Source organism: Pseudomonas sp. P1_F7, from assembly GCF_056405655.1.
In genome coordinates this window covers 148,438-171,498 of record NZ_JBFUBR010000006.1, presented here as the reverse complement: position 1 = coordinate 171,498, position 23,061 = coordinate 148,438, and the positions used below count along the sequence as shown (strand labels likewise).

Genomic DNA, 23,061 nt, shown 5'->3' with positions numbered 1-23,061 from the left:
CATGGTCAAGAATGATGATGCACCCACTGACCTGATCCGGGCCAGGGATGTCAGTGGCTTCGAGTCCTGGGCTCTGCCCAGCTTCGACCCGCCGGAGCCCGAACCTGAACCGGAACCTGAGCCCGAACCGCCGGAAATGGAGGAAGTGCCGCTGGAGGAAGTCCAGCCACTGACCCTCGAAGAGCTCGAAAGCATTCGCCAGGAAGCCTACAACGAAGGTTTCGCGGTGGGTGAGAAGGAAGGTTTCCACAGCGCCACGCTCAAGGTCCGCCAGGAAGCCGAAGTGGCCCTGACCGCCAAGATTGCGGCGCTGGGACAATTGATGACCCATCTGTTCGAGCCCATCGCCGAGCAGGACACCCAGATTGAACAGTCCCTGGTCGACCTCGTGCAACACATCACCAAACAGGTGATCCAGCGAGAACTGGCCATCGACTCGACACAAATCGAACACGTCATGCGCGACGCCCTCAAGCTGTTGCCGTTGGGCGTGGGCAATGTGCGGCTGTACATCAATCCGCAGGATTTCGAACAGGTCAAAGCCCTGCGCGAACGCCATGAAGAAACCTGGCGCATCGTCGAGGACGAATCATTGTTGCCCGGCGGTTGCCGGGTCGAAACGGAGCACAGCCGCATCGACGCCACGGTCGAGACCCGCATCGCGCGGGTAATGGACAAGCTGTTCGATCAGTTGCACGAACAATCCTTGCACCCGGCTGCGCCGGACTTGAGCCTGGAACTGCCGGTCGACAGCAAGCCTGTGACCGCGCTAAAAGGGGATGTGCCTGGTGCGCCTTGAACGCACCAGCTTCGCCAGGCGCCTGGGCAGTTACGCCGAGGCGACTACGCTTGCCGGTGCGCCGATCCTTGAGGGCCGCTTGCTGCGCATGGTCGGCCTGACCCTCGAAGCCGAAGGCCTGCGCGCCGCCATGGGTAGCCGCTGCATGGTGATCAACGACGACAGCTATCACCCGGTGCAGGTTGAAGCCGAAGTGATGGGTTTCTCCGGCAGTAAAGTCTTTCTGATGCCGGTCGGCAGCGTCGCCGGTATTGCGCCCGGCGCCCGTGTCGTTCCTCTGTCAGATAGCGGGCGTTTGCCAATGGGCATGAGTATGCTCGGGCGGGTGCTGGATGGCGCTGGTCGTGCATTGGACGGCAAGGGCGGGATGAGGGCCGAAGACTGGGTGCCAATGGACGGCCCGACCATCAACCCGCTCAAGCGCGAACCGATCAGCGAACCGCTGGACGTGGGTATCCGTTGCATCAACGGCATGTTGACGGTTGGTCGCGGCCAGCGGCTCGGCCTGTTTGCCGGCACCGGTGTCGGTAAATCGGTATTGTTGGGGATGATGACGCGCTTTACCGAGGCCGACATTATCGTCGTCGGGCTGATCGGTGAGCGAGGTCGTGAAGTTAAAGAATTCATCGAGCACATCCTCGGTGAAGAAGGGCTCAAGCGTTCAGTGGTGGTGGCGTCCCCGGCGGACGATGCGCCGCTGATGCGCCTGCGCGCCGCCATGTATTGCACGCGCATCGCCGAGTATTTCCGCGACAAGGGCAAGAACGTCCTGTTGCTGATGGATTCCCTGACCCGTTTTGCCCAGGCCCAGCGGGAAATCGCCCTGGCTATTGGCGAGCCGCCGGCGACCAAGGGCTATCCGCCATCGGTATTCGCCAAGCTGCCGAAGCTGGTGGAGCGGGCCGGCAACGCGGAGAAGGGCGGAGGTTCAATCACCGCGTTCTACACCGTGCTGTCCGAAGGCGACGACCAGCAGGACCCGATTGCCGACTCGGCGCGGGGCGTGCTCGACGGGCACATCGTGCTGTCCCGGCGACTGGCCGAGGAAGGGCATTACCCGGCCATCGATATCGAGGCGTCCATCAGCCGGGTGATGCCGGCGGTGGTGTCGCCGGAACACATGACCCGTGCGCAGTATTTCAAGCAGTTGTGGTCGCGTTATCAGCAGAGCCGGGACCTGATTAGCGTCGGTGCCTACGTCGCCGGCGGTGACCGTGAGACCGATCTGGCGATTTCCCTGCAGCCGCAATTGGTCAAATACTTGCGTCAGGGCCTCAACGACAGCATTAGCCTGGGCGAAAGCGAAGCGTATCTCGCCTCGATCTTCGCGCCCGCGGCAGGCGGTTAAGCGGTTATGGCCCAGAGTCGGGCAGGAAGGCTGGCGCCGGTGGTGGAAATGGCCGAAAAGGCCGAGAAAACCGCGGTCCAGCGTCTGGGGCACTTTCAAGGGCAGGTTCGCCTGGCGGAAAGTAAACTCGCCGACCTCGAAGCCTTCCGTCTCGACTATCAGGAACAATGGATCGTACGCGGCAGCGGCGGCGTCTCGGGTCAATGGTTGCTGGGCTATCAGGGCTTTCTCGCGCAACTGGGCACGGCCATCGACCAGCAGCGGCAAAGCCTGGCCTGGCATCAAAACAATCTGAACAAGGCCCGGGAAACCTGGCAGCAGGCGTTTGCCCGGGTCGAAGGTTTGCGCAAGCTGGTTCAGCGCTATGCCGATGAGGCGCGGGCGCTTGAAGACCGGCGCGAACAGAAACTGCTGGATGAATTGTCCCAGCGCTTGCCGCGCGAAAACCCGTATTGAGCGCGCTTTCGAAAAACAGGCTGGCTTGCCCCCATCCACAGCTGGTGCTAAACCTTCTAAACGTTCTCCAACGACAAGGAAGCCATTGAATGTCAGTCGTTACCGAAGTGTCCCCTGATGGGCAAAAGTTGACGATATCGGTCAAAGGACGATTCGATTTCGCCAAGCATCAGGAATTTCGTCAGTCCTACGAAGATAAACAGCTATCGGCGGTTGTGGTCGACCTGAAAGACGCCACTTACCTCGACAGCTCGGCCCTGGGCATGCTGCTTTTGCTGCGCGATCACGCCGGTGGCGACGACTCCGATGTGCGCGTCGTCAACAGCAGTACCGACGTGCGCAAAATCCTCGCCATCTCCAACTTCGACAAGCTGTTCGACATCAGTTGATTGCCATGCAACCACTGGAGCCGCTGACGATCCTGATAGCCGAGGACAGCGCCGCCGATCGCCTGCTGTTGTCGAGCATCCTGCGCCGCCAGGGGCACGCAGTGCTGACGGCGGCCAACGGTGCCGAAGCGGTTGACGCGTTTCGCCAGCAACACCCGCACCTGGTGTTGATGGACGCGATGATGCCGGTGATGGACGGCTTCGAGGCAGCCCGGCAAATCAAGGCCCTGGCCGGGGAAACCCTGGTGCCGATCATCTTCCTCACATCGTTGTCCGAAAGCGAAGCCCTGGCCCGTTGCCTGGAAGTCGGCGGTGACGACTTTCTGGCGAAACCCTATAACCAGGTGATTCTCGCTGCCAAGATCAAGGCGATGGATCGCTTGCGGCGCTTGCAGGACACCGTGCTGCACCAACGTGACCAGATCGCCCGGCACCACGACTACCTGCTCAATGAGCAGCGCGTGGCCAAGGCGGTTTTCGACAAGGTGGCGCACTCCGGCTGCCTGAATGCCGCTCCGAATATCCGTTATCTGCAATCGCCCTATGCGCTGTTCAACGGCGACCTGTTGCTGGCCGCGTTCACCCCGGCCGGAGACATGCATGTGCTGTTGGGCGACTTCACCGGCCACGGTCTGCCAGCGGCAGTGGGCGCCATGCCCCTGGCCGAAGTCTTTTACGGGATGACCGCCAAGGGCTATAGCCTGGCGGAAACCCTGCGCGAGATGAATGCCAAGCTCAAGCGCATCCTGCCGGTGGACATGTTCTGCTGCGCCACGTTGCTGTGCCTGAGTTTTCAGCGTCGTTCGGTGGAAGTCTGGAACGGCGGAATGCCGGACGGTTACCTGCATTGCATTGCCAGTGGCGAGCGAACGCCTCTGCCAGCGCGACACCTGCCTTTGGGTGTGCTGAGCCCGGAATCCTTCGATGAGCGTACCGAGGTGTTCCCCATGGCGCTCGGGGATCGGGTGTTTCTCTTGTCCGATGGCGTGATTGACACCTGTGACGCCAATGACCAGTTGTTTGGCGTGCAGCGATTGCAGCAGGTGTTTGCCGCCAATCGGCAGCCGGAAGAGCTGTTCGAAGAGATCGAGCAGGCGCTGCGACAGTTTGGCGGAGAAGCGCGCGACGATGTCAGCATGGTCGAAATCAGCCTGCTGGAGCCGGCGCAGATCACGCCGCCGGCATTGGTCTACTCCGACAGCGGCCAGTCCTGCCCGCTGGACTGGTCGGTGAGTTTCGAGTTTCGCGCCGCCACGCTCAAGCGCTTCAATCCGTTACCCTATCTGTTGCAGTTGCTGCTTGAGGTCCATGGCCTTCGGGCTCAGAGCGGTGCGCTCTACAGTGTTTTGGCGGAGCTCTATTCCAATGCGCTGGAGCATGGCGTGCTGGGGCTGGATTCGAGCCTCAAGCGCGATGCCTCGGGGTTTGCTCGGTATTATCAAGAGCGCAATACCCGGCTGGACGGGCTGCAGGAAGGCTATGTACGGTTACATTTGCAGGTGGCGCCAACAGACGATGGCGGCTGCCTGACCATTCACATCGAAGACAGCGGCAAGGGTTTCGATGTCGAGCGGGTGATGGCAAGACCTGTGGATGACATCCGCCTGTCGGGACGTGGGGTCAGTCTGATCCGCCAGTTGGGGCGTAATGCCCACTGGACCGACAATGGTCGAAGTGCACGCGTGGAGTTTATCTGGGAGCCTCTGGCATAATCCGCGCATTCTTGATCAAGGAGTGAGCAAGTGGACGACACACATGTGGATCGTGGCGTACTGAGTGCATTGCAGGAAGTGATGGAGGAGGGCTATCCGGACTTGCTGGATATCTTTCTTGCGGACTCCGAAGAGCGCCTGAACGTCTTGAGAACGGCCGACAGTACCGCAGTGCTCGTTGAGACCGCCCATAGTTTCAAAGGCAGCAGCAGCAATATGGGCGCGCTCAGGCTGACCGAGCTGTGCCATCAACTTGAGCAGCAGGCCAGAAGTTTGCCATGCGCCGCCGTTCAGGAACTGGTCGGCGAAATCGACCGCGAGTTCGCCGGTATCCGGCCTCTTTACGAAGCTGAACGACAGCGTTGCCCGGCGAAAATCTGAGCATGCGCTGCATTTGGTCTCCTTCGAGTGAAACTGGCTCGACCTTTGCAGTTACTTATCCAACTGTACTTACGAGCCCCGTGCAGCGGAGACCGTTTCATGCCCGTTACCCCCAATATTCTGCTTCAGGCCTCCAGGCAGGCCAAGACTCAGGCCGCCTCCGCCAATCCTCCGGCGCTGACCGCTGAGCCCGGGGACAAGGCCGCAAGCTTCGCTCACGTCTACGCCAATCAGGCCCAGAACAAGCCCAATGCGTTGGCGGATGCCTCGGTCAAGTCGAGTCGCGACAAAGCCTGCGATGTCGCCGGAAAAAAAGACGCTGGCGACGACAAGTCTGCCGCCGGGGAACCGGTGGTTGCCGATGGCGGCAAATCCTTGCCTGCCGACACGCCGGTGCAGGCTGACGACAAGACCGCCAGCGATGATGCGTCAGATGCCGACCAGGCTCCGGTCGTCAATGCCGCACCGCTCGATCCGGCGCTTGATCCTTCATTGCAACCCGTCGTACCGGCACCGGTAGCCCCCGCCGTGGTCGACACCGTGCAATCTGGCGCTGAAGCGCCGGTAGCTGCCGCGGCTACAGATGCAATCGCTCCAGCGCTGGCCGCTGCCGGCGGTGTTTTCGATCCCTCGACCGATCCGCTCGACGCATTGCCGGCGGTGCGCCTGGCGATGGAACAGAGCGGTCACGTATCGGCTTCCAGCCAGGCGCAGCCCAAGGCTGCACCGACACAGGCGCAAGCCCAGGCTGACGGAGAGCTGACGTCGGCGCAAAACTTTGCCGCCGGCATGGCGACCATGCTCGATGTTCAGGGCGACAAGAGCAGCACCAGCCAAGGCGACGACAAGGCTTTCAGTGGCTTGATCGATGATGGTCTGAAGGATCTCAAGTCCGCCAGCAGCGACACCCGTGTCGATGATTTCGCCAGCCGTCTGGCAGCGCTGACCCAGGCGGCCACACCGAAGACAACCAATGCCTTGCCGGTGAACCAGCCGATCGCCATGCACCAGAGCGGTTGGACCGAAGAGGTGGTGAACCGGGTCATGTACCTGTCCAGCGCCAACCTCAAGGCGGCGGACATTCAGTTGCAGCCCGCGGAGCTCGGGCGTCTGGACATTCGGGTGAACATGGTTCCCGATCAACAGACCCAGGTCACGTTCATGAGTGCGCATCCGGGGGTGCGTGAGGCGCTGGATGGCCAGGTCCATCGCTTGCGCGACATGTTCGCGCAGCAGGGCATGGGGCAGGTCGATGTCAACGTTTCGGACCAGTCCCGTGGTTCGCAGCAAGGGCAGGAACAAGCCCGGCAAAGCCAGGCCGGGCGGACCAGCGCCAGCGGCGGTCGCCTCGATTCGATGGATGACGACGTGGCCCCGGGCATTGCTGAAATGGCTGCCAATACCACCAGCGTGATCGGCTCCAGCGCGGTCGATTACTACGCCTGACCAAACCAACACCTGACCCTGTGGTTTTGCAGTGTTGCTCGGATTGCTGGCAGTCCGTCGCTCCATCTCCCACCACACTTCTGGCATAACACTTGCTCTTGCCTTGCCGTGCGACTGTGAAAACCCGATTAGTGACGGATTATTGGCATGGCGAAGAGCGACGCAGCAGTAAAAGACCCCACAACCAAAGGCAAACTCAAGCTGATTATCTTGATCGTGGTGGCCCTGCTGCTGGCGATCGGTGTGTCCGTGGGGGCGACCTGGTACTTCATGCACAGCGCTCAGAGCAAGCCTGCCGCGGTCGAGGCGCAGACCGCTCCTGTCGGCAAGCAGCCAGCGATTTTCGAGTCGATGGCACCGGCTTTCGTGGCCAACTTCAACCAGAACGGTCGCCAGCGCTACATGCAAGTGAGCATCACCATGCTCGCGCGCAACCAGGCGGATCTGGATGCGCTCAAGGTTCACATGCCGGTGATCCGCAATAACCTGGTCATGCTGTTCTCCGGGCAGGACTTCGCGACCCTCGCCTCGCCGGTCGGCCAGGAAATGCTGCGGCAGAAAGCCACCGCCAGCGTGCAGGAAGTGGCGCAGAAAGAGCTCGGCAAAGTGGTGATCGAACAGTTGCTTTTCACTAATTTCGTACTGCAGTAGGAACACGACATGGCCGTGCAGGACCTGCTGTCCCAGGATGAGATCGACGCGCTGTTGCATGGCGTCGACGATGGTCTGGTACAGACCGATAACGCTGCCGACCCCGGCACTGTCAAAAGCTATGACCTGACCAGCCAGGATCGTATCGTCCGTGGACGCATGCCGACCCTGGAAATGATCAACGAGCGTTTCGCCCGCTATACCCGCATCAGCATGTTCAACATGCTGCGTCGCTCGGCAGACGTTGCGGTCGGCGGCGTGCAGGTGATGAAGTTCGGCGAATACGTGCACTCGCTGTACGTGCCGACCAGTCTCAATCTGGTCAAGATCAAACCTCTGCGCGGCACCGCGCTATTCATCCTCGACGCCAAGCTGGTGTTCAAGCTGGTGGACAACTTCTTCGGCGGCGACGGCCGGCACGCCAAGATCGAAGGGCGTGAATTCACGCCGACCGAACTGCGTGTGGTGCGCATGGTGCTGGAGCAGGCGTTTGTCGATCTGAAGGAAGCCTGGCAGGCGATCATGGAAGTCAACTTCGAGTACATCAACTCCGAAGTGAACCCGGCCATGGCCAACATCGTAGGCCCGAGCGAAGCCATTGTGGTGTCGACCTTCCACATCGAACTCGATGGCGGTGGTGGCGACCTGCACGTGACCATGCCGTACTCGATGATCGAGCCAGTGCGCGAAATGCTCGATGCCGGCTTCCAGTCGGACCTCGACGACCAGGACGAACGCTGGGTCAACGCCTTGCGCCAGGACGTGCTGGACGTCGACGTGCCGATCGGTGCGACGGTGGCTCGTCGTCAGTTGCGCCTGCGCGACATCCTGCACATGCAGCCGGGGGATGTGATCCCGGTCGACATGCCGGAAGAAATGATCATGCGCGCCAACGGCGTGCCGGCCTTCAAGGTCAAGATGGGCTCGCACAAGGGCAACCTGGCGTTGCAAGTGATCGAGCCGATCGTGCGCCGTTGACCGGCGCTCCTGCTCATTCGCGATTAACCGAATTCTGAATTTTTGCTCGCCGAGGACACTGACAATATGAACATACAGGACGACCAGGCTCTGGCCGATGAGTGGGCGGCAGCCCTGGAAGAAACCGGTGATGCCGGGCAGGCTGACATCGACGCCTTGCTGGCAGCCGATTCCGGCAATTCCGCGTCCAACCGCCTGCCAATGGAAGAGTTCGGCAGCGTGCCGAAAAACAACGATCCGGTCAGCCTCGAAGGGCCGAACCTGGACGTGATCCTCGATATCCCGGTGTCGATTTCCATGGAAGTGGGCAGCACCGAGATCAACATCCGCAACCTGCTGCAACTGAACCAGGGGTCGGTGATCGAGCTTGATCGCCTGGCCGGCGAGCCGCTGGATGTACTGGTCAATGGCACGCTCATCGCCCACGGCGAAGTGGTGGTGGTCAACGAGAAGTTCGGCATCCGCCTGACGGACGTGATCAGCCCAAGCGAACGCATCAAGAAGCTGCGCTGAGTGAAAAAGGTTCTGGGGTTTGTGCTGGCGATGCCGTTCAGCGTGCTGGCGGCCGAACCGGTCGCAACGGCGACCACGGCTGCTGCACCGGCGGTGAGCAGCGGTGTGGCTGGCCAGCTGACACAACTGGTGTTCGGCTTGCTGCTGGTGCTGGGGCTGATCTTTCTTCTCGCCTGGTTGCTGCGTCGGGTCCAGCAGGCCGGTCCGGCCGGCAAGGGGCAGGTGATCGAGATTGTCGGCTCCCGCGCGCTGGGTCCTCGCGACCGCCTGATGCTGGTGCAGGTCGGCAACGAGCAGATTCTGTTGGGCCTGAGCCCGGGAAGCATCACTGCGCTGCACGTCCTCAAGGAGCCGGTGCAAGTGCCGAGTACCGAAAAGCCGACGCCGGAATTTGCCCAGCGCCTGCTGGAGATGCTGGGTAAAGATCAGAAGGATAAGAAGTAATGGGTGCGCTACGCATCGTCTTGACGCTGACCCTGATGCTGGTCGCGCCGCTGGCTTTCGCCGCCGACCCGCTGTCGATTCCGGCAATCACCCTGGGCACCAACGCGCAGGGTGCGCAGGAATACTCGGTCAGCCTGCAAATCCTGCTGATCATGACCGCGCTGAGTTTTATCCCGGCGTTTGTCATGCTGATGACCAGTTTCACCCGGATCATCATTGTCTTCTCGATCCTGCGCCAGGCCCTGGGCCTGCAACAGACACCGTCGAACCAGATCCTCACCGGCATGGCGCTGTTCCTGACCCTGTTCATCATGGCGCCGGTGTTCGACCGCGTGAACCAGGACGCCTTGCAGCCGTATCTGGCGGAAAAACTGACGGCCCAGGACGCGGTCGCCAAGGCGCAGGTACCGATCAAGGATTTCATGCTCGCCCAGACCCGCACCAGTGATCTGGAGCTGTTCATGCGTCTGTCCAAGCGCACTGACATCGCGACGCCGGATCAGGCGCCGTTGACCATCCTGGTGCCGGCCTTCGTGACCTCCGAGCTGAAAACGGCGTTCCAGATCGGCTTCATGATCTTCATTCCGTTCCTGATCATCGACCTGGTCGTGGCCAGCGTGCTGATGGCCATGGGTATGATGATGCTCTCGCCGCTAATCATTTCCCTGCCGTTCAAGATCATGTTGTTCGTGCTGGTGGATGGCTGGGCGCTGATCATCGGCACGCTGGCCAGCAGCTTCGGCGGTGTCTCGCCATGACGCCGGAAGTAGCGGTCGACATCTTTCGCGAAGCGCTGTGGCTGACCACCATGATGGTGGCGGTGCTGGTGATTCCGAGCCTGCTGGTCGGCCTGCTGGTGGCGATGTTCCAGGCCGCCACCCAGATCAACGAACAGACCCTGAGCTTTCTGCCGCGTCTGCTGGTGATGCTGGTGACCCTGATCGTGGCCGGTCCGTGGCTGGTGCAGACCTTCATGGAATACATCCTGCAGTTGTACGGCAGTATTCCGCAGGTCATCGGCTAAGCCATGTCGTCGCTACTGCAACTGACCGATACCCAGATCAGCACCTGGGTGGCGACGTTCATGTTGCCGCTGTTTCGCGTCGGCGCCTTGCTGATGGTTATGCCGGTATTCGGCACCTCACTGGTGCCTAAACGTATCCGCCTGTATTTCGCCCTCGCCATCACCGTGGTCATCGCCCCCAACCTGCCACCGATGCCGCCAGTGAATGCGCTGGATTTAAGCGGCCTGCTGCTGATTGCCGAACAGATCCTCGTCGGCGCAATCCTCGGTTTCTCTTTGCAGTTGTTCTTTCAGGCGTTCGTGGTGGCGGGGCAGATTGTCGCGATCCAGATGGGCATGGGTTTCGCCTCGATGGTCGACCCCACCAACGGCGTGTCGGTGGCGGTGATCGGGCAGTTCTTCACCATGCTGGTGACGCTGATGTTCCTGGCGATGAACGGCCATCTGGTGGTGTTCGAGGTGCTGACCGAGAGCTTCACCACGCTGCCGGTCGGCAGCGGCCTGATGGTCAATCATTACTGGGAGCTGGCCGGCAAGCTCGGCTGGGTGCTTGGCGCGGCGCTGCTGTTGGTGCTGCCGGCGATCACCGCGCTGCTGGTGGTCAACATCGCGTTTGGCGTGATGACCCGGGCGGCGCCGCAACTGAACATTTTCTCCATCGGCTTCCCGCTGACCCTGGTACTCGGCCTGTTTATCGTCTGGGTCGGGCTGGCGGACATTCTCAATCAGTATCAACCGCTGGCCACCGAGGCCTTGCAGTTTTTACGCGAACTGGCACAGGCGCGCTGAGTCATGGCTGAGAGCGAAAGCGGTCAGGACAAAACAGAAGACCCCACGGAGAAAAAGAAAAAGGACGCCCGTGAGAAGGGTGAGATTGCCCGTTCCAAGGAACTCAATACCCTGGCAATCATGCTCGCCGGAGCTGGCGCATTGCTGGTGTTCGGTGGGGCGCTGGCCCAGGAAATGATGGACCTGATGCGCCTGAACTTTTCCCTGTCGCGGGACGTGGTGCTGGACCAGCGCTCGATGGGCACCTACTTGCTGCACTCGGGACAGATTGCTTTGCTGGCGATTCAACCGGTGATGATCACCTTGCTGCTGGCCGCGTTGATCGGCCCGATTTCCCTTGGCGGCTGGCTGTTTTCTGCCGGCACCATGGCGCCCAAGTTCAGCCGGATGAACCCCGGCGCCGGGCTCAAGCGCATGTTCTCGGCCAAAGCCGTGGCCGAACTGCTCAAGGCTCTGGCGAAGTTTTTCATCGTGCTGTTCGTGGCCCTGCTGGTGTTGTCGGCGGACATCGACGACCTGTTGCGCATCGCCCACGAGCCGCTGGACCGGGCGATCACTCACAGCCTGCAAGTGGTCGGCTGGAGCACGTTATGGATGGCTTGCGGATTGATCATCATCGCTGCCGTGGACGTGCCGATCCAGCTCTGGGAAAGCATCAAGAAACTGAAAATGACCAAGCAGGAAGTGCGTGACGAGCACAAGGACCAGGAAGGCCGACCTGAGGTCAAACAACGCATTCGCCAGTTGCAGCGCGAAATGTCCCAGCGGCGGATGATGGCGGCGATCCCCGACGCCGACGTGGTCATCACCAACCCGACGCACTACGCCGTGGCCCTCAAGTACGACCCGGACAAGAGCGGCGCGCCGATGCTGATCGCCAAGGGCAGCGACTTCCTGGCCTTGAAGATCCGTGAAATCGCGGCGGCCAACGAGATTCTGCTGCTGGAATCGCCGGCGTTGGCGCGGTCGATCTATTACTCCACGGAGCTGGAGCAGGAAATCCCTGGCGGCCTGTACCTCGCCGTCGCCCAGGTACTGGCCTACGTCTACCAGATTCGCCAGTACCGCGCAGGCAAGGGCAAGCGGCCGGATCCGCTAAAAGATGACCTGCCGATCCCGCCGGACCTGCGCCGCGATTCCTGAGCCGGGCGCAGTTCCTTTGTGGGAGCGAGCTTGCTCGCGATAGCGCCTGCACAGGCACAATGTGTGTCGACTGACACACCGCCATCGCGAGCAAGCTCGCTCCCACAGAATCCTTCAAAACCCCTCTATTTCTTGCCTATGCAAAAGTTGGAAAGCTTCTTGCAGTAGCCGCCCCGAGCCTGCTTCAGGCGTCAAAAGTTTGCTTTAAAGGAACGGGGAAAACCGGTGGATCGCTCTCAGTTAATCAACAGTGCCCGCAGCAACATTGCCGACCTCAGTCGAGGCAATCTGGGCGTGCCGCTGTTGCTGCTGGTCATGCTGGCGATGATGATGTTGCCGGTGCCGCCGTTCCTGCTGGACGTGTTCTTCACCTTCAACATTGCGCTGTCCATCGTCGTGCTGCTGGTGTGCGTTTACGCCTTGCGGCCGCTGGATTTCGCGGTGTTCCCGACCATTTTGCTGGTGGCGACGCTATTGCGCCTGGCGTTGAACGTGGCCTCCACCCGGGTGGTGATGCTCCACGGTCAGGATGGCCATGCCGCCGCCGGCAAGGTGATCCAGGCCTTCGGTGAGGTGGTGATCGGCGGTAACTACGTGGTCGGTATCGTGGTCTTCGCGATCTTGATGATCATCAACTTCGTCGTGGTGACCAAGGGTGCGGGGCGGATTTCCGAGGTGAGCGCACGTTTCACCCTCGATGCGATGCCCGGCAAACAAATGGCGATCGACGCCGACCTCAACGCCGGCCTGATCGATCAGGCCCAGGCCAAGGCCCGTCGTTCGGAGGTTGCGCAGGAAGCCGAGTTCTACGGCTCCATGGACGGTGCCAGCAAGTTCGTCCGTGGTGATGCCATTGCCGGCCTGTTGATCCTGTTCATCAACCTGATCGGCGGCATGGCGGTCGGTATCTTCCAGCACGGCATGACCTTCGGCGACGCCGGCAAGGTGTATGCGCTGCTGACCATCGGTGACGGTTTGGTGGCGCAATTGCCATCACTGTTGTTATCGACAGCCGCGGCGATCATGGTGACCCGTGCTTCCGGTTCGGAGGACATGGGTAAGCAAATCAATCGCCAGATGTTCGCCTCGCCCAAGGCGCTGGCGGTAGCAGCCGGTTTGATGGCGGTCATGGGCCTGGTGCCCGGCATGCCGCACTTCTCGTTCCTGAGCATGGCGGCCCTGGCGGCCGGTGGCGCTTACCTGTTCTGGAAAAAGCAGAACGTCGCCAAAGTGCAGGCCCTGCAAGAGGTCAAGCGCCAGCAGGAGCTGCTGCCGTCGCCAGCCCGCGCCCAGGAAACCAAGGAACTTGGCTGGGATGACGTGACGCCAATCGACATGATCGGTCTGGAAGTGGGTTATCGCCTGATTCCGTTGGTGGACCGCAACCAGGGCGGCCAGTTGCTGGCGCGGATCAAGGGGGTGCGCAAGAAGCTGTCCCAGGATCTGGGCTTCTTGATGCCGACCGTGCATATCCGCGACAACCTCGACCTGGCGCCAAGCGCCTATCGTCTGACCCTCATGGGGGTGATCCTGGCCGAGGCGGAGATCTACCCGGATCGCGAGCTGGCGATCAATCCGGGGCAGGTCTACGGCACGCTCAACGGCATTACCGCCAAAGATCCGGCTTTCGGCCTGGAGGCGGTCTGGATCGAAGTCAGCCAGCGCGCCCAAGCGCAATCCCTCGGTTATACGGTGGTCGATGCCAGTACAGTAGTGGCTACCCACTTGAACCAGATACTCTACAAGCATTCCAGTGAACTGATCGGTCACGAAGAAGTGCAGCAACTCATGCAATTGCTGGCCAGAAGCTCGCCGAAACTGGCCGAGGAGCTGGTGCCGGGCGTGGTTTCGCTGTCGCAATTGCTCAAGGTGCTGCAAGCGCTGTTGGCCGAACAGGTGCCTGTGCGCGATATCCGCAGCATTGCCGAGGCGATCGCCAACAATGCCGCCAAGAGTCAAGATACCGCCGCGCTGGTGGCTGCCGTGCGGGTTGGCGTATCCCGTGCAATCGTCCAAAGCATTGTAGGCACTGAGTCGGAGCTGCCAGTTATCACGCTGGAGCCAAGGTTGGAACAGATATTGCTCAATAGTCTGCAAAAGGCAGGACAAGGCTCGGAAGAGGGCGTTCTGCTGGAGCCAAGCATGGCTGAGAAGCTGCAACGTTCGTTGATTGACGCGGCGCAGCGTCAGGAGATGCAAGGTCAGCCGGTGATTCTGCTGGTGGCCGGTCCGGTTCGCGCGATGCTCTCGCGATTTGGCCGGCTCGCAGTCCCGGGTTTGCATGTGTTGGCTTACCAGGAAATCCCTGACAACAAGCAAGTGACCATCGTTGCGACAGTAGGGCCCAACGGCTGAGGTAGTGGTTTATGCAAGTTAAGCGTTTTTTCGCCGCCGATATGCGTCAGGCCATGAAGCTGGTTCGCGATGAGCTGGGCGCTGATGCCGCCATTATTGGCAACCGCCGGATCGCCGGGGGGGTCGAACTGACGGCTGCGCTGGACTACAAGTTGTCGGCGCTGGCGCCACGGGTTCCGAACATGGAACTCGAAGACGAGCTGCGCAAGACTCAGTCGCGGATCGTCACTGCCCAGGCCGAATTGAGCCTGCGTAGCGATGGCGAGAGCGATGAGAGCACCAACCGTCAGTTGTTCGCCGGCTTGCCGTTGACCGCCGCCGAGCCGCTGATCGAGCCGACGTACGCCGAGCCCCTTCGCCCCGCACCGGCCGCTGCGCCAGCCTCCGGTGGTGTGGACCCGCGGGCGTTCGACTCGATGCGTTCCGAACTCAACAGCCTGCGCGAACTCATGGAAGTTCAACTCGGCTCCCTGGCCTGGAATCAGCTGCAAGGCAGCCGTCCGGACCAGGCCAACCTCTGGCGCCGCCTGCAACGCATCGGCCTGTCTGGCCCGCTGTCGCGCGACCTGCTGGCGCTGACTACCGAAATCGAAGAACCTCGTCAGGCCTGGCGCATGTTGCTGGCGCACCTGGCGCGCATGATCGTTACCCCGCAAGTCGAGCCGCTGGAAGAGGGCGGTGTGATCGCCATGGTCGGCCCTGCCGGCATGGGCAAGACCACCACCCTGGCCAAGCTGGCGGCCCGTTACGTGCTCAAGTACGGCGCGCAGAACATTGCGCTGGTGAGCATGGACAGCTTCCGCATCGGTGCCCAGGAGCAGCTCAAGACCCTGGGGCGCATTCTCAATGTGTCGGTGACCCACGTCGATCCGGGCCAGTCCCTGGTGCAAGCCCTGGAGCCATTGCTGCGCAAGCGTGTGGTGCTGATCGATACCGCCGGCCTGCAGGCCAGCGATCCGGCCCTGCGCATGCAGCTCGAAAGTCTGGCCGGTCGTGGCATTCGCTCGAAAAATTATCTGGTCCTGGCAACCACCAGCCAGAAACAGGTTCTAACCGCTGCTTATCACAGTTACAAGCGTTGTGGGCTCGCTGGCTGCATCCTGACTAAACTGGATGAAACGGCAAGTCTGGGCGAGGTGTTGAGCCTTGCCATCAGTCATGAACTGCCGGTGGCTTACCTGACCGATGGCCCGCGGATTCCGGATGATTTGCATCTGCCGCGTCGTCATCAGTTGGTCAGTCGCGCCGTGAGCGTGCAAATGCAGGAAGAACCCAGCGAAGAAGCCATGGCTGACATGTTCGCTGACATCTACCACAGCCCGACCAAGCAGGTTGGCTGAGGTAATAATGAACAGTTTTTGTACCTACATCGATGGTCTGCCATGCATTGTTCCGTTTGTGAACGCGCAGCCAGTAATGTGGCCTCCGTCTATGCAAGACAAGGTAAAGAAATAACATGGGCAGCATGCATCCCGTACAGGTGATCGCGGTGACCGGCGGCAAAGGTGGCGTCGGGAAAACTAATGTGTCAGTGAACTTGTCCCTGGCTCTGGCTGAGCTTGGCCGGCGCGTCATGCTGTTGGACGCCGACCTGGGACTGGCGAACGTCGACGTTCTGCTGGGCCTGACACCCAAACGAACCCTGGCCGACGTGATCGAAGGCCGCTGCGAACTGCGCGATGTACTGCTGCAGGGACCCGGCGGCATCCGTATCGTTCCGGCCGCATCCGGCACTCAGAGCATGGTGCATCTGAGTCCCGCGCAACACGCCGGCCTGATCCAGGCCTTCAGTGATATCGGCGACAACCTCGACGTATTGGTGATCGACACCGCTGCGGGCATTGGTGACTCGGTCGTCAGTTTCGTTCGCGCAGCCCAGGAAGTGCTGCTGGTGGTGTGCGACGAACCGACCTCGATTACCGACGCCTACGCGTTGATCAAGTTGCTCAATCGCGACTATGGCATGAACCGCTTCCGCGTCCTGGCCAACATGGCCCAGAGCCCGCAGGAAGGGCGCAATCTGTTCGCCAAGTTGACCAAGGTCACGGATCGCTTCCTCGACGTCGCCTTACAATACGTCGGCGCGGTGCCCTACGACGAAAGCGTGCGCAAGGCCGTGCAGAAACAGCGCGCCGTCTACGAGGCCTTCCCGCGTTCCAAGTGCTCGCTGGCGTTCAAGGCCATCGCACAAAAGGTTGATACCTGGCCGCTGCCTGCCAATCCGCGCGGGCACCTGGAGTTTTTCGTCGAGCGCCTCGTGCAACAAACAGCGGGACCTGTTCTATGACAGCCAGCGGCTACAACCTCTACAAGATATCGGCACGCGATGCGCAGTACGAGCTGATCGAGCGTTACGCGCCGCTGGTTAAACGCATTGCTTACCACTTGCTGGCGCGCTTGCCGGCCAGTGTCCAGGTCGAAGACCTGATCCAGGCCGGGATGATCGGCCTGCTTGAAGTGTCGACCAAATATGACGCCAGCAAAGGCGCCAGTTTCGAGACGTACGCGGGCATACGAATCCGCGGCGCCATGCTCGATGWAGTGCGCAAGGGGGACTGGGCGCCACGTTCGGTTCACCGCAATACGCGCATGGTCAGCGACGCCATTCGCTCGATTGAAGCGAAAACCGGTCGTGACGCTAAAGATCACGAAGTTGCGGCCGAACTCCAATTGAGTCTCGACGATTACTACGGAATTTTGAACGACACCCTGGGTAGCCGGTTATTCAGTTTCGACGATCTGTTGCAGGACGGCGAACACGAAGGGCTGCACGAGGATGGCGCGAGCGCTCATCTCGAGCCGTCACGCGATCTGGAAGATGAACGCTTCCAGGCTGCGCTGGCGGATGCGATTGCCAATTTGCCGGAGCGTGAGCGACTGGTGTTGGCGCTGTACTACGACGAAGAGTTGAACCTCAAGGAAATCGGTGAGGTCCTGGGGGTCAGCGAATCGCGGGTCAGCCAGTTACACAGCCAGTGCGCGGCCCGTTTGCGGGGGCGTTTGGGGGAGTGGCGAGCGCGCTGAAGGCAGTGTGGGGACACTGCGAACGAGGCCGGTGTGGTGTTGAACTGCGCCGGTCTCGATCTGTTGTGCTCCAGACAGTCATTGAGAGCTTTGCCGGATTGATTGAAATGGCGCGTCCAGGTGCTGGGCGCGTTTAAGACTGCTTGGAGGTCGAATTGGACAAGAACATGAAAATCCTCATCGTTGATGACTTCTCAACGATGCGGCGGATCATCAAGAACCTGCTGCGTGACCTTGGGTTCACCAACACCGTCGAGGCTGATGATGGCACTACCGCCATTCCGGTGCTCAACAGCGGAAGCATCGACTTTCTGGTAACGGACTGGAACATGCCTGGCATGACCGGTATCGATCTGCTGCGCCACGTGCGTGCCAATGAAAAGCTCAAGCACCTGCCGGTGCTGATGGTGACCGCTGAAGCCAAGCGTGAGCAGATCATCGAAGCGGCCCAGGCCGGCGTTAACGGCTATGTGGTCAAACCCTTCACGGCCCAGGCGTTGAAAGAAAAAATCGAGAAGATTTTCGAACGCATCGGTTGATGAGTGCGCCACGGGGGAGCTATGGGCAGTAACGAAACTTCATTGGGCGATTTTGAATCGACCCTGAAAAAACACGCCGTCGAATTGGTCGCGAGCCTTGAAAAAGGCAAGTTCGGCGATGCAGTGCAATTGATCCATGAGCTCAACCAGACCCGTGACCGCGGCCTGTATCAGGAAGTGGGCAAGCTCACTCGCGAACTGCATAGCGCGATCGTCAATTTCCATATTGACCCGCACATGCCGCAAGCCAAGGAAGTGTCCCAGATCACCGACGCCACCGAGCGTCTGGGGTATGTGGTCAAGCTGACCGAGGCCGCGGCCAACCGCACCATGGATCTGGTGGAAAGTGCCACGCCGCTGGTCAATAGCCTGGCGGATGAAGCCCAGGCCTTGAGCGCGGACTGGGGGCGCTTCATGCGTCGCGAAGTCGGCGCGCAAGAGTTTCGTGAGCTGGCCCGGCGGGTCGACGGGTTCCTGGCGCGCAGCGGCACGGACAATCGCGCGGTGTCGGGCAACCTCAACGACATCCTGCTCGCCCAGGATTACCAGGACCTCACGGGGCAAGTGATCAAGCGCGTGACCCAACTGGTCACCGAAGTAGAAAGCAACCTGCTCAAGCTCGTGCTCATGGCCAGTCAGGTGGACCGCTTTGCGGGCATCGAACATGACCGTGAAGCAATGCTTGCCGAAAAAGATCCACAAAAACATCTCTCTCAGGGTGAAGGTCCGCAGATTCATGCCGATAAAAGAGAAGACGTTGTGTCCGGTCAGGACGATGTGGACGATTTGTTATCCAGCCTGGGATTTTAGAGTTTTAGAATTTTAGGTTTTTTGGGTTTTTAGACCTGTAGGAGCACCCCCTTAATGAGCTTCGGCGCCGATGAAGAGATCCTTCAGGATTTCCTGGTTGAGGCCGGCGAGATTCTGGAGCAACTGTCCGAGCAACTGGTCGAGCTGGAAAGCCGTCCGGATGATGCGGATTTGCTCAATGCAATTTTTCGCGGTTTTCACACTGTAAAAGGGGGCGCCGGCTTCCTCCAGCTCAACGAACTGGTGGAGTGCTGCCACATCGCCGAGAACGTGTTCGACATCCTGCGCAAGGGTGAGCGGCGCGTCGACTCGGAACTGATGGACGTGGTTCTCGAAGCCCTGGACGCGGTGAACAGCATGTTCAGCGAAGTCCGCGAACGCAGCCCGATCACGGCCGCGACACCGGAACTGCTCGCGGCGCTGGCCCGTCTGGCCGAGCCGCAATCGGCTGACGAGGTGGCTGCTGCACCTGTCGCCGCCGTGGTCGAAGCGCCTGTGGCTGAAAGCGAGTCGGGCGATATCACCGACAACGAATTCGAACAACTGCTGGACTCGCTGAACGCCGTCAAGGCCCAGGCCGAGGCTCCGGCGGCTGCTCCAGCGCCCGCCAGCGATGCTACCGGCAGCGATGAAATCACCGATGCCGAGTTCGAGTCGTTGCTCGATCAGTTGCACGGCAAGGGCAAGTTCGCTGTTGACGCGGTGGTCTCGGCACCGGCTGTGCCAGAAGCACCGAAAGCTGCCGGCGACAGTTCCGATATTACTGATGACGAATTCGAAGCACTGCTCGACCAACTGCACGGCAAGGGTAACTTTGCTGTCGAGGCACTGGAGTCGGCCATCGCTTCGGTGCCTGCACCCGCGGCACCAATCGCAGCGGCGGCCGGCAGCGATCTGATTTCCGATCACGAGTTCGAAGCGCTGCTCGACGAATTGCACGGTAAAGGCAAGTTCAGTGACGTCGGCACCGCGACGGTGGCCAACGGTTCGAATGCTTCCGTTGCGGCACCGGCAGCCAAGGCTGCAGCGCCGAAACCTGTGGCCAAGGCCCCCGAGCCGAAAGCCGAAACACCGGCGCCTGCCGCCGCTGCACCGGCTGCGGCCCGTGCTCCGGCCGCGCCACCGGCGGAAAAACCGGCGAGCGAAGCCGAGACCACCGTGCGTGTCGATACCGCGCGTCTCGACGAGATCATGAACATGGTCGGCGAGTTGGTGCTGGTGCGTAACCGCCTGGTCCGCCTGGGCCTCAACAGCGGCGACGAAGCCATGTCCAAGGCCGTGTCGAACCTCGACGTGGTCACCGCCGACCTGCAAACCGCGGTCATGAAGACCCGGATGCAACCGATCAAGAAAGTCTTCGGACGCTTCCCGCGCCTGGTTCGCGACCTGGCTCGCCAGCTCAAGAAAGAGATCAACCTGGAACTGGTCGGCGAAGAAACCGACCTCGACAAGAACCTCGTCGAGGCCCTGGCCGACCCGCTGGTCCACTTGGTGCGCAATGCGGTCGACCACGGCATCGAGTCGCCGGAAGAACGCGAAGCCTCGGGCAAGGCCCGGGGCGGCAAGGTGATTCTTGCGGCCGAGCAGGAGGGCGATCACATCCTGCTGTCGATCTCCGATGACGGTAAAGGCATGGACCCGAATGTCCTGCGCTCCATCGCGGTTAAACGCGGCGTGATGGACAAGGATGCCGCCGATCGTCTGAGCGACACCGAATGCTACAACCTGATCTTTGCCCCGGGTTTCTCGACCAAGACCGAGATCTCCGACGTATCGGGTCGCGGCGTGGGCATGGACGTGGTGAAAACCAAGATTTCCCAGCTCAACGGTTCGATCAACATCTACTCGGCCAAGGGCCAGGGTTCGAAGATCGTCATCAAGGTGCCGCTGACCCTGGCGATCATGCCGACCCTGATGGTCATGCTCGGCAACCAGGCGTTTGCGTTCCCGCTGGTGAACGTCAACGAGATCTTCCACCTCGACCTGTCGACCACCAACGTCGTGGACGGCCAGGAAGTGGTGATCGTGCGGGACAAGGCGCTGCCATTGTTCTATCTCAAACGCTGGCTGGTCAGCTCCGCCGCTCACGAAGAGCAGCGCGAGGGCCATGTGGTGATCCTTTCGGTAGGCACGCAGCGGATCGGTTTTGTCGTCGATCAGCTGGTGGGCCAGGAAGAAGTGGTCATCAAGCCATTGGGCAAAATGCTCCAGGGAACACCGGGCATGTCCGGCGCCACCATCACTGGTGACGGCCGCATCGCGCTGATTCTCGATGTTCCGAGCATGCTCAAGCGTTACGCCACACGGCGTATTTGATTCTGGTGGAGCGGGGCGCCTGGCCTTGCTCCATCTAATGGAGTGTTTATGGCAGTCAAAGTCCTGGTGGTGGACGATTCGGGGTTTTTCCGCCGCCGCGTCTCGGAAATTCTTTCAGCGGATCCGAATATCCAGGTCGTCGGCACGGCGACCAACGGCAAAGAGGCGATTGATCAGGCGCTGGCCCTCAAGCCCGACGTGATCACCATGGACTACGAGATGCCGATGATGGACGGCATCACCGCCGTGCGGCACATCATGCAACGCTGCCCGACCCCGGTGTTGATGTTCTCCTCGCTGACCCACGAAGGCGCCCGGGTCACCCTCGATGCGCTGGATGCCGGCGCGGTGGACTTCCTGCCGAAGAATTTCGAAGACATCTCGCGCAACCCCGAGAAGGTCAAGCAACTGCTGTGCGAGAAGATCCTGAGCATTTCGCGTAGCAATCGTCGCGTCAGCACTTACAGCACTTACAGCACTTACAGCGCTCCGGCCCCTGTGGCCGCACCCGCTCCAACACCTGCGCCTTCGAGCGTCAGCGGTTACGGCAGCAGCGCGCCCGCGCGTCCGGCACCGGCACCGATCCCTGCGCGTACGCATGCGGCCACTGCGTCGTCGCCCGCGCCGAAACGCAAAGTCTACAAACTGGTGGCCATCGGTACGTCCACCGGCGGCCCGGTCGCCCTGCAGCGGGTCTTGACCCAATTGCCGGCCAACTTCCCGGCCCCGATCGTGCTGGTTCAACACATGCCGGCCGCCTTCACCAAGGCCTTCGCCGAGCGTCTGGACAAGCTCTGCCGCATCAGTGTCAAGGAAGCCGAGGATGGCGACATCCTGCGTCCGGGCCTGGCGCTGCTGGCACCGGGTGGCAAGCAGATGATGATCGACGGTCGCGGCGCGGTGAAAATCCTCCCGGGTGACGAGCGTTTGAATTACAAGCCGTGCGTGGACATCACGTTCGGTTCGGCAGCCAAGTCCTACGGCGACAAAGTGCTGGCGGTGGTCCTGACCGGCATGGGCGCCGACGGTCGTGAAGGCGCGCGCCTGCTCAAGCAGGGCGGCAGTTCGATCTGGGCACAGGACGAAGCCAGTTGCGTGATCTACGGCATGCCGATGGCCATCGTCAAAGCCGAGCTCGCCGACGCGGTGTACAGCCTCGACGACATTGGCAAGCACCTGGTCGAGGCCTGCATCTGATGGATGTTCTAAGCCTGATTGGCCTCATCATGGCCTTCGTCGCCATCATCGGCGGCAACTACCTCGAAGGCGGTCACCTCGGTGCATTGGCCAATGGTCCGGCGGCGTTGATCGTACTCGGCGGGACCATTGGTGCGGCGTTGCTGCAATCGCCGATGAGCGCCTTCAAGCGCGCCATGCAGATCCTCGCCTGGATCCTGTTCCCGCCTCGCGTCGACCTGGCCGGAGGCATCGACCGCGTGGTGAACTGGAGCCTGACCGCCCGCAAGGAAGGCCTGCTCGGCCTGGAAGGTATCGCCGACGCCGAGCCCGACAACTACGCGCGCAAAGGCCTGCAACTGTTGGTTGACGGCGCCGAGCCGGAAGCGATTCGCAGCATTCTGGAAGTGGATTTCTACACCCAGGAAAGCCGCGATGTCGAAGCTGCCAAGGTCTTCGAAAGCATGGGCGGTTACGCGCCGACCATCGGCATCATCGGTGCGGTCATGGGCCTGATTCATGTCATGGGCAACCTCGGTGATCCGTCGCAACTGGGTAACGGCATTGCTGTGGCCTTCGTCGCCACCATCTACGGCGTGGCCAGTGCCAACCTGGTGCTGCTGCCGATTGCCGCCAAACTCAAATCCATCGCGTTGCGCCAGTCGCGGTATCGCGAAATGCTGTTGGAAGGGCTGCTGTCGATTGCCGAAGGTGAAAACCCTCGTTCCATTGAGTTGAAGCTTCAGGGCTTCATGGATTGATGGGAGA

24 protein-coding genes are annotated in these 23,061 nt (G+C 61.0%); all 24 read left to right on the top strand.

The window, feature by feature from the left end:
- Window position 1: 1 nt before the first annotated feature.
- The 24 genes from fliH (at window position 2) to AC1D1M_RS11775 (ending at window position 23,054) form a co-directional block, all read left to right on the top strand.
- Window positions 2-799, top strand: coding sequence for a flagellar assembly protein FliH (gene fliH, locus AC1D1M_RS11890; protein WP_477775779.1), 798 nt, complete (start codon window positions 2-4; stop codon window positions 797-799).
- Window positions 789-2,147 (top strand): flagellar protein export ATPase FliI, encoded by a 1,359-nt coding sequence (fliI, locus tag AC1D1M_RS11885; protein ID WP_477775778.1) that lies wholly within the window; start codon window positions 789-791, stop codon window positions 2,145-2,147. Before fliH ends, fliI begins: the two co-directional genes overlap by 11 nt.
- A 6-nt stretch (window positions 2,148-2,153) precedes the next feature.
- Window positions 2,154-2,603: a flagellar export protein FliJ gene (gene fliJ / locus AC1D1M_RS11880; protein ID WP_477775777.1), complete on the top strand. Its 450-nt coding sequence runs from the start codon at window positions 2,154-2,156 to the stop codon at window positions 2,601-2,603.
- A gap of 89 nt (window positions 2,604-2,692) precedes the next feature.
- Window positions 2,693-2,992, top strand: coding sequence for an STAS domain-containing protein (locus AC1D1M_RS11875; protein WP_223441148.1), 300 nt, complete (start codon window positions 2,693-2,695; stop codon window positions 2,990-2,992).
- A gap of 5 nt (window positions 2,993-2,997) precedes the next feature.
- Window positions 2,998-4,704: an ATP-binding SpoIIE family protein phosphatase gene (locus AC1D1M_RS11870; RefSeq protein WP_477775776.1), complete on the top strand. Its 1,707-nt coding sequence runs from the start codon at window positions 2,998-3,000 to the stop codon at window positions 4,702-4,704.
- A 30-nt stretch (window positions 4,705-4,734) separates the two neighbouring features.
- Complete coding sequence (locus AC1D1M_RS11865) at window positions 4,735-5,085, top strand: Hpt domain-containing protein (RefSeq protein ID WP_477775775.1); 351 nt, start codon at window positions 4,735-4,737, stop codon at window positions 5,083-5,085.
- A gap of 99 nt (window positions 5,086-5,184) precedes the next feature.
- Window positions 5,185-6,531: a flagellar hook-length control protein FliK gene (locus AC1D1M_RS11860; protein ID WP_477775774.1), complete on the top strand. Its 1,347-nt coding sequence runs from the start codon at window positions 5,185-5,187 to the stop codon at window positions 6,529-6,531.
- A gap of 147 nt (window positions 6,532-6,678) precedes the next feature.
- Window positions 6,679-7,182 (top strand): flagellar basal body-associated protein FliL, encoded by a 504-nt coding sequence (gene fliL / locus AC1D1M_RS11855; protein WP_477775773.1) that lies wholly within the window; start codon window positions 6,679-6,681, stop codon window positions 7,180-7,182.
- Between the two features lie 9 nt (window positions 7,183-7,191).
- Window positions 7,192-8,160 carry a flagellar motor switch protein FliM gene (fliM, locus tag AC1D1M_RS11850; RefSeq protein WP_477775772.1) on the top strand — a complete coding sequence of 323 codons (969 nt, stop codon included), beginning with the start codon at window positions 7,192-7,194 and terminating at the stop codon, window positions 8,158-8,160.
- A gap of 66 nt (window positions 8,161-8,226) precedes the next feature.
- The gene (fliN, locus tag AC1D1M_RS11845; RefSeq protein WP_477775771.1) at window positions 8,227-8,673 is read left to right on the top strand and encodes a flagellar motor switch protein FliN; all 447 of its coding nucleotides are present in this window, start codon (window positions 8,227-8,229) and stop codon (window positions 8,671-8,673) included.
- A gap of 30 nt (window positions 8,674-8,703) precedes the next feature.
- Window positions 8,704-9,117, top strand: coding sequence for a flagellar biosynthetic protein FliO (gene fliO / locus AC1D1M_RS11840; protein ID WP_477775822.1), 414 nt, complete (start codon window positions 8,704-8,706; stop codon window positions 9,115-9,117).
- Window positions 9,117-9,875 carry a flagellar type III secretion system pore protein FliP gene (gene fliP, locus AC1D1M_RS11835; protein WP_442096854.1) on the top strand — a complete coding sequence of 253 codons (759 nt, stop codon included), beginning with the start codon at window positions 9,117-9,119 and terminating at the stop codon, window positions 9,873-9,875. Before fliO ends, fliP begins: the two co-directional genes overlap by 1 nt.
- A complete protein-coding gene (gene fliQ / locus AC1D1M_RS11830) occupies window positions 9,872-10,141 on the top strand; it encodes a flagellar biosynthesis protein FliQ (RefSeq protein ID WP_007948918.1) in 270 nt (89 codons plus the stop codon). Before fliP ends, fliQ begins: the two co-directional genes overlap by 4 nt.
- A 3-nt stretch (window positions 10,142-10,144) precedes the next feature.
- A complete protein-coding gene (fliR, locus tag AC1D1M_RS11825; protein WP_150734894.1) occupies window positions 10,145-10,930 on the top strand; it encodes a flagellar biosynthetic protein FliR in 786 nt (261 codons plus the stop codon).
- A gap of 3 nt (window positions 10,931-10,933) precedes the next feature.
- Entirely contained in the window at window positions 10,934-12,073 is a 1,140-nt protein-coding gene (flhB, locus tag AC1D1M_RS11820) for a flagellar biosynthesis protein FlhB (protein WP_477775770.1), read from the top strand.
- 225 nt (window positions 12,074-12,298) lie between these two features.
- Complete coding sequence (gene flhA / locus AC1D1M_RS11815; protein WP_477775769.1) at window positions 12,299-14,428, top strand: flagellar biosynthesis protein FlhA; 2,130 nt, start codon at window positions 12,299-12,301, stop codon at window positions 14,426-14,428.
- An 11-nt stretch (window positions 14,429-14,439) separates the two neighbouring features.
- Window positions 14,440-15,768, top strand: a complete 1,329-nt coding sequence (flhF, locus tag AC1D1M_RS11810; protein ID WP_477775768.1) for a flagellar biosynthesis protein FlhF — start codon at window positions 14,440-14,442, stop codon at window positions 15,766-15,768.
- Window positions 15,769-15,884: 116 nt separating this feature from the next.
- Entirely contained in the window at window positions 15,885-16,715 is an 831-nt protein-coding gene (gene fleN / locus AC1D1M_RS11805; protein ID WP_008001746.1) for a flagellar synthesis regulator FleN, read from the top strand.
- Window positions 16,712-17,452, top strand: coding sequence for an RNA polymerase sigma factor FliA (fliA, locus tag AC1D1M_RS11800; RefSeq protein ID WP_477775767.1), 741 nt, complete (start codon window positions 16,712-16,714; stop codon window positions 17,450-17,452). The genes fleN and fliA overlap by 4 nt, the downstream gene beginning before the upstream one ends.
- A 167-nt stretch (window positions 17,453-17,619) precedes the next feature.
- Window positions 17,620-17,991 carry a chemotaxis response regulator CheY gene (locus tag AC1D1M_RS11795; RefSeq protein WP_339547398.1) on the top strand — a complete coding sequence of 124 codons (372 nt, stop codon included), beginning with the start codon at window positions 17,620-17,622 and terminating at the stop codon, window positions 17,989-17,991.
- A gap of 21 nt (window positions 17,992-18,012) precedes the next feature.
- A complete protein-coding gene (locus AC1D1M_RS11790) occupies window positions 18,013-18,801 on the top strand; it encodes a protein phosphatase CheZ (RefSeq protein WP_477775766.1) in 789 nt (262 codons plus the stop codon).
- Window positions 18,802-18,855: 54 nt separating this feature from the next.
- On the top strand, window positions 18,856-21,117 hold the full coding sequence (locus AC1D1M_RS11785) for a chemotaxis protein CheA (RefSeq protein WP_477775765.1): 2,262 nt from the start codon (window positions 18,856-18,858) through the stop codon (window positions 21,115-21,117).
- A gap of 48 nt (window positions 21,118-21,165) precedes the next feature.
- Window positions 21,166-22,314, top strand: coding sequence for a protein-glutamate methylesterase/protein-glutamine glutaminase (locus tag AC1D1M_RS11780; RefSeq protein WP_477775764.1), 1,149 nt, complete (start codon window positions 21,166-21,168; stop codon window positions 22,312-22,314).
- On the top strand, window positions 22,314-23,054 hold the full coding sequence (locus AC1D1M_RS11775; RefSeq protein WP_223529798.1) for a flagellar motor protein: 741 nt from the start codon (window positions 22,314-22,316) through the stop codon (window positions 23,052-23,054). The genes AC1D1M_RS11780 and AC1D1M_RS11775 overlap by 1 nt, the downstream gene beginning before the upstream one ends.
- Window positions 23,055-23,061: the final 7 nt, after the last annotated feature.

What these genes read in the sequence shown, in the direction of transcription:
- AC1D1M_RS11860 (WP_477775774.1), top strand. Translation starts at nt 5,185, where the DNA reads ATGCCCGTTACCCCCAATATTCTGCTTCAGGCCTCCAGGCAGGCCAAG.
- fleN (WP_008001746.1), top strand. Translation starts at nt 15,885, where the DNA reads ATGGGCAGCATGCATCCCGTACAGGTGATCGCGGTGACCGGCGGCAAA.
- AC1D1M_RS11795 (WP_339547398.1), top strand. Translation starts at nt 17,620, where the DNA reads ATGAAAATCCTCATCGTTGATGACTTCTCAACGATGCGGCGGATCATC.
- fliL (WP_477775773.1), top strand. Translation starts at nt 6,679, where the DNA reads ATGGCGAAGAGCGACGCAGCAGTAAAAGACCCCACAACCAAAGGCAAA.
- fliN (WP_477775771.1), top strand. Translation starts at nt 8,227, where the DNA reads ATGAACATACAGGACGACCAGGCTCTGGCCGATGAGTGGGCGGCAGCC.
- AC1D1M_RS11875 (WP_223441148.1), top strand. Translation starts at nt 2,693, where the DNA reads ATGTCAGTCGTTACCGAAGTGTCCCCTGATGGGCAAAAGTTGACGATA.
- flhB (WP_477775770.1), top strand. Translation starts at nt 10,934, where the DNA reads ATGGCTGAGAGCGAAAGCGGTCAGGACAAAACAGAAGACCCCACGGAG.
- fliJ (WP_477775777.1), top strand. Translation starts at nt 2,154, where the DNA reads ATGGCCCAGAGTCGGGCAGGAAGGCTGGCGCCGGTGGTGGAAATGGCC.
- fliO (WP_477775822.1), top strand. Translation starts at nt 8,704, where the DNA reads ATGCCGTTCAGCGTGCTGGCGGCCGAACCGGTCGCAACGGCGACCACG.
- fliR (WP_150734894.1), top strand. Translation starts at nt 10,145, where the DNA reads ATGTCGTCGCTACTGCAACTGACCGATACCCAGATCAGCACCTGGGTG.
- AC1D1M_RS11780 (WP_477775764.1), top strand. Translation starts at nt 21,166, where the DNA reads ATGGCAGTCAAAGTCCTGGTGGTGGACGATTCGGGGTTTTTCCGCCGC.
- flhF (WP_477775768.1), top strand. Translation starts at nt 14,440, where the DNA reads ATGCAAGTTAAGCGTTTTTTCGCCGCCGATATGCGTCAGGCCATGAAG.
- AC1D1M_RS11785 (WP_477775765.1), top strand. Translation starts at nt 18,856, where the DNA reads ATGAGCTTCGGCGCCGATGAAGAGATCCTTCAGGATTTCCTGGTTGAG.
- fliH (WP_477775779.1), top strand. Translation starts at nt 2, where the DNA reads ATGGTCAAGAATGATGATGCACCCACTGACCTGATCCGGGCCAGGGAT.
- fliP (WP_442096854.1), top strand. Translation starts at nt 9,117, where the DNA reads ATGGGTGCGCTACGCATCGTCTTGACGCTGACCCTGATGCTGGTCGCG.
- AC1D1M_RS11775 (WP_223529798.1), top strand. Translation starts at nt 22,314, where the DNA reads ATGGATGTTCTAAGCCTGATTGGCCTCATCATGGCCTTCGTCGCCATC.
- AC1D1M_RS11870 (WP_477775776.1), top strand. Translation starts at nt 2,998, where the DNA reads ATGCAACCACTGGAGCCGCTGACGATCCTGATAGCCGAGGACAGCGCC.
- fliQ (WP_007948918.1), top strand. Translation starts at nt 9,872, where the DNA reads ATGACGCCGGAAGTAGCGGTCGACATCTTTCGCGAAGCGCTGTGGCTG.
- AC1D1M_RS11790 (WP_477775766.1), top strand. Translation starts at nt 18,013, where the DNA reads ATGGGCAGTAACGAAACTTCATTGGGCGATTTTGAATCGACCCTGAAA.
- fliM (WP_477775772.1), top strand. Translation starts at nt 7,192, where the DNA reads ATGGCCGTGCAGGACCTGCTGTCCCAGGATGAGATCGACGCGCTGTTG.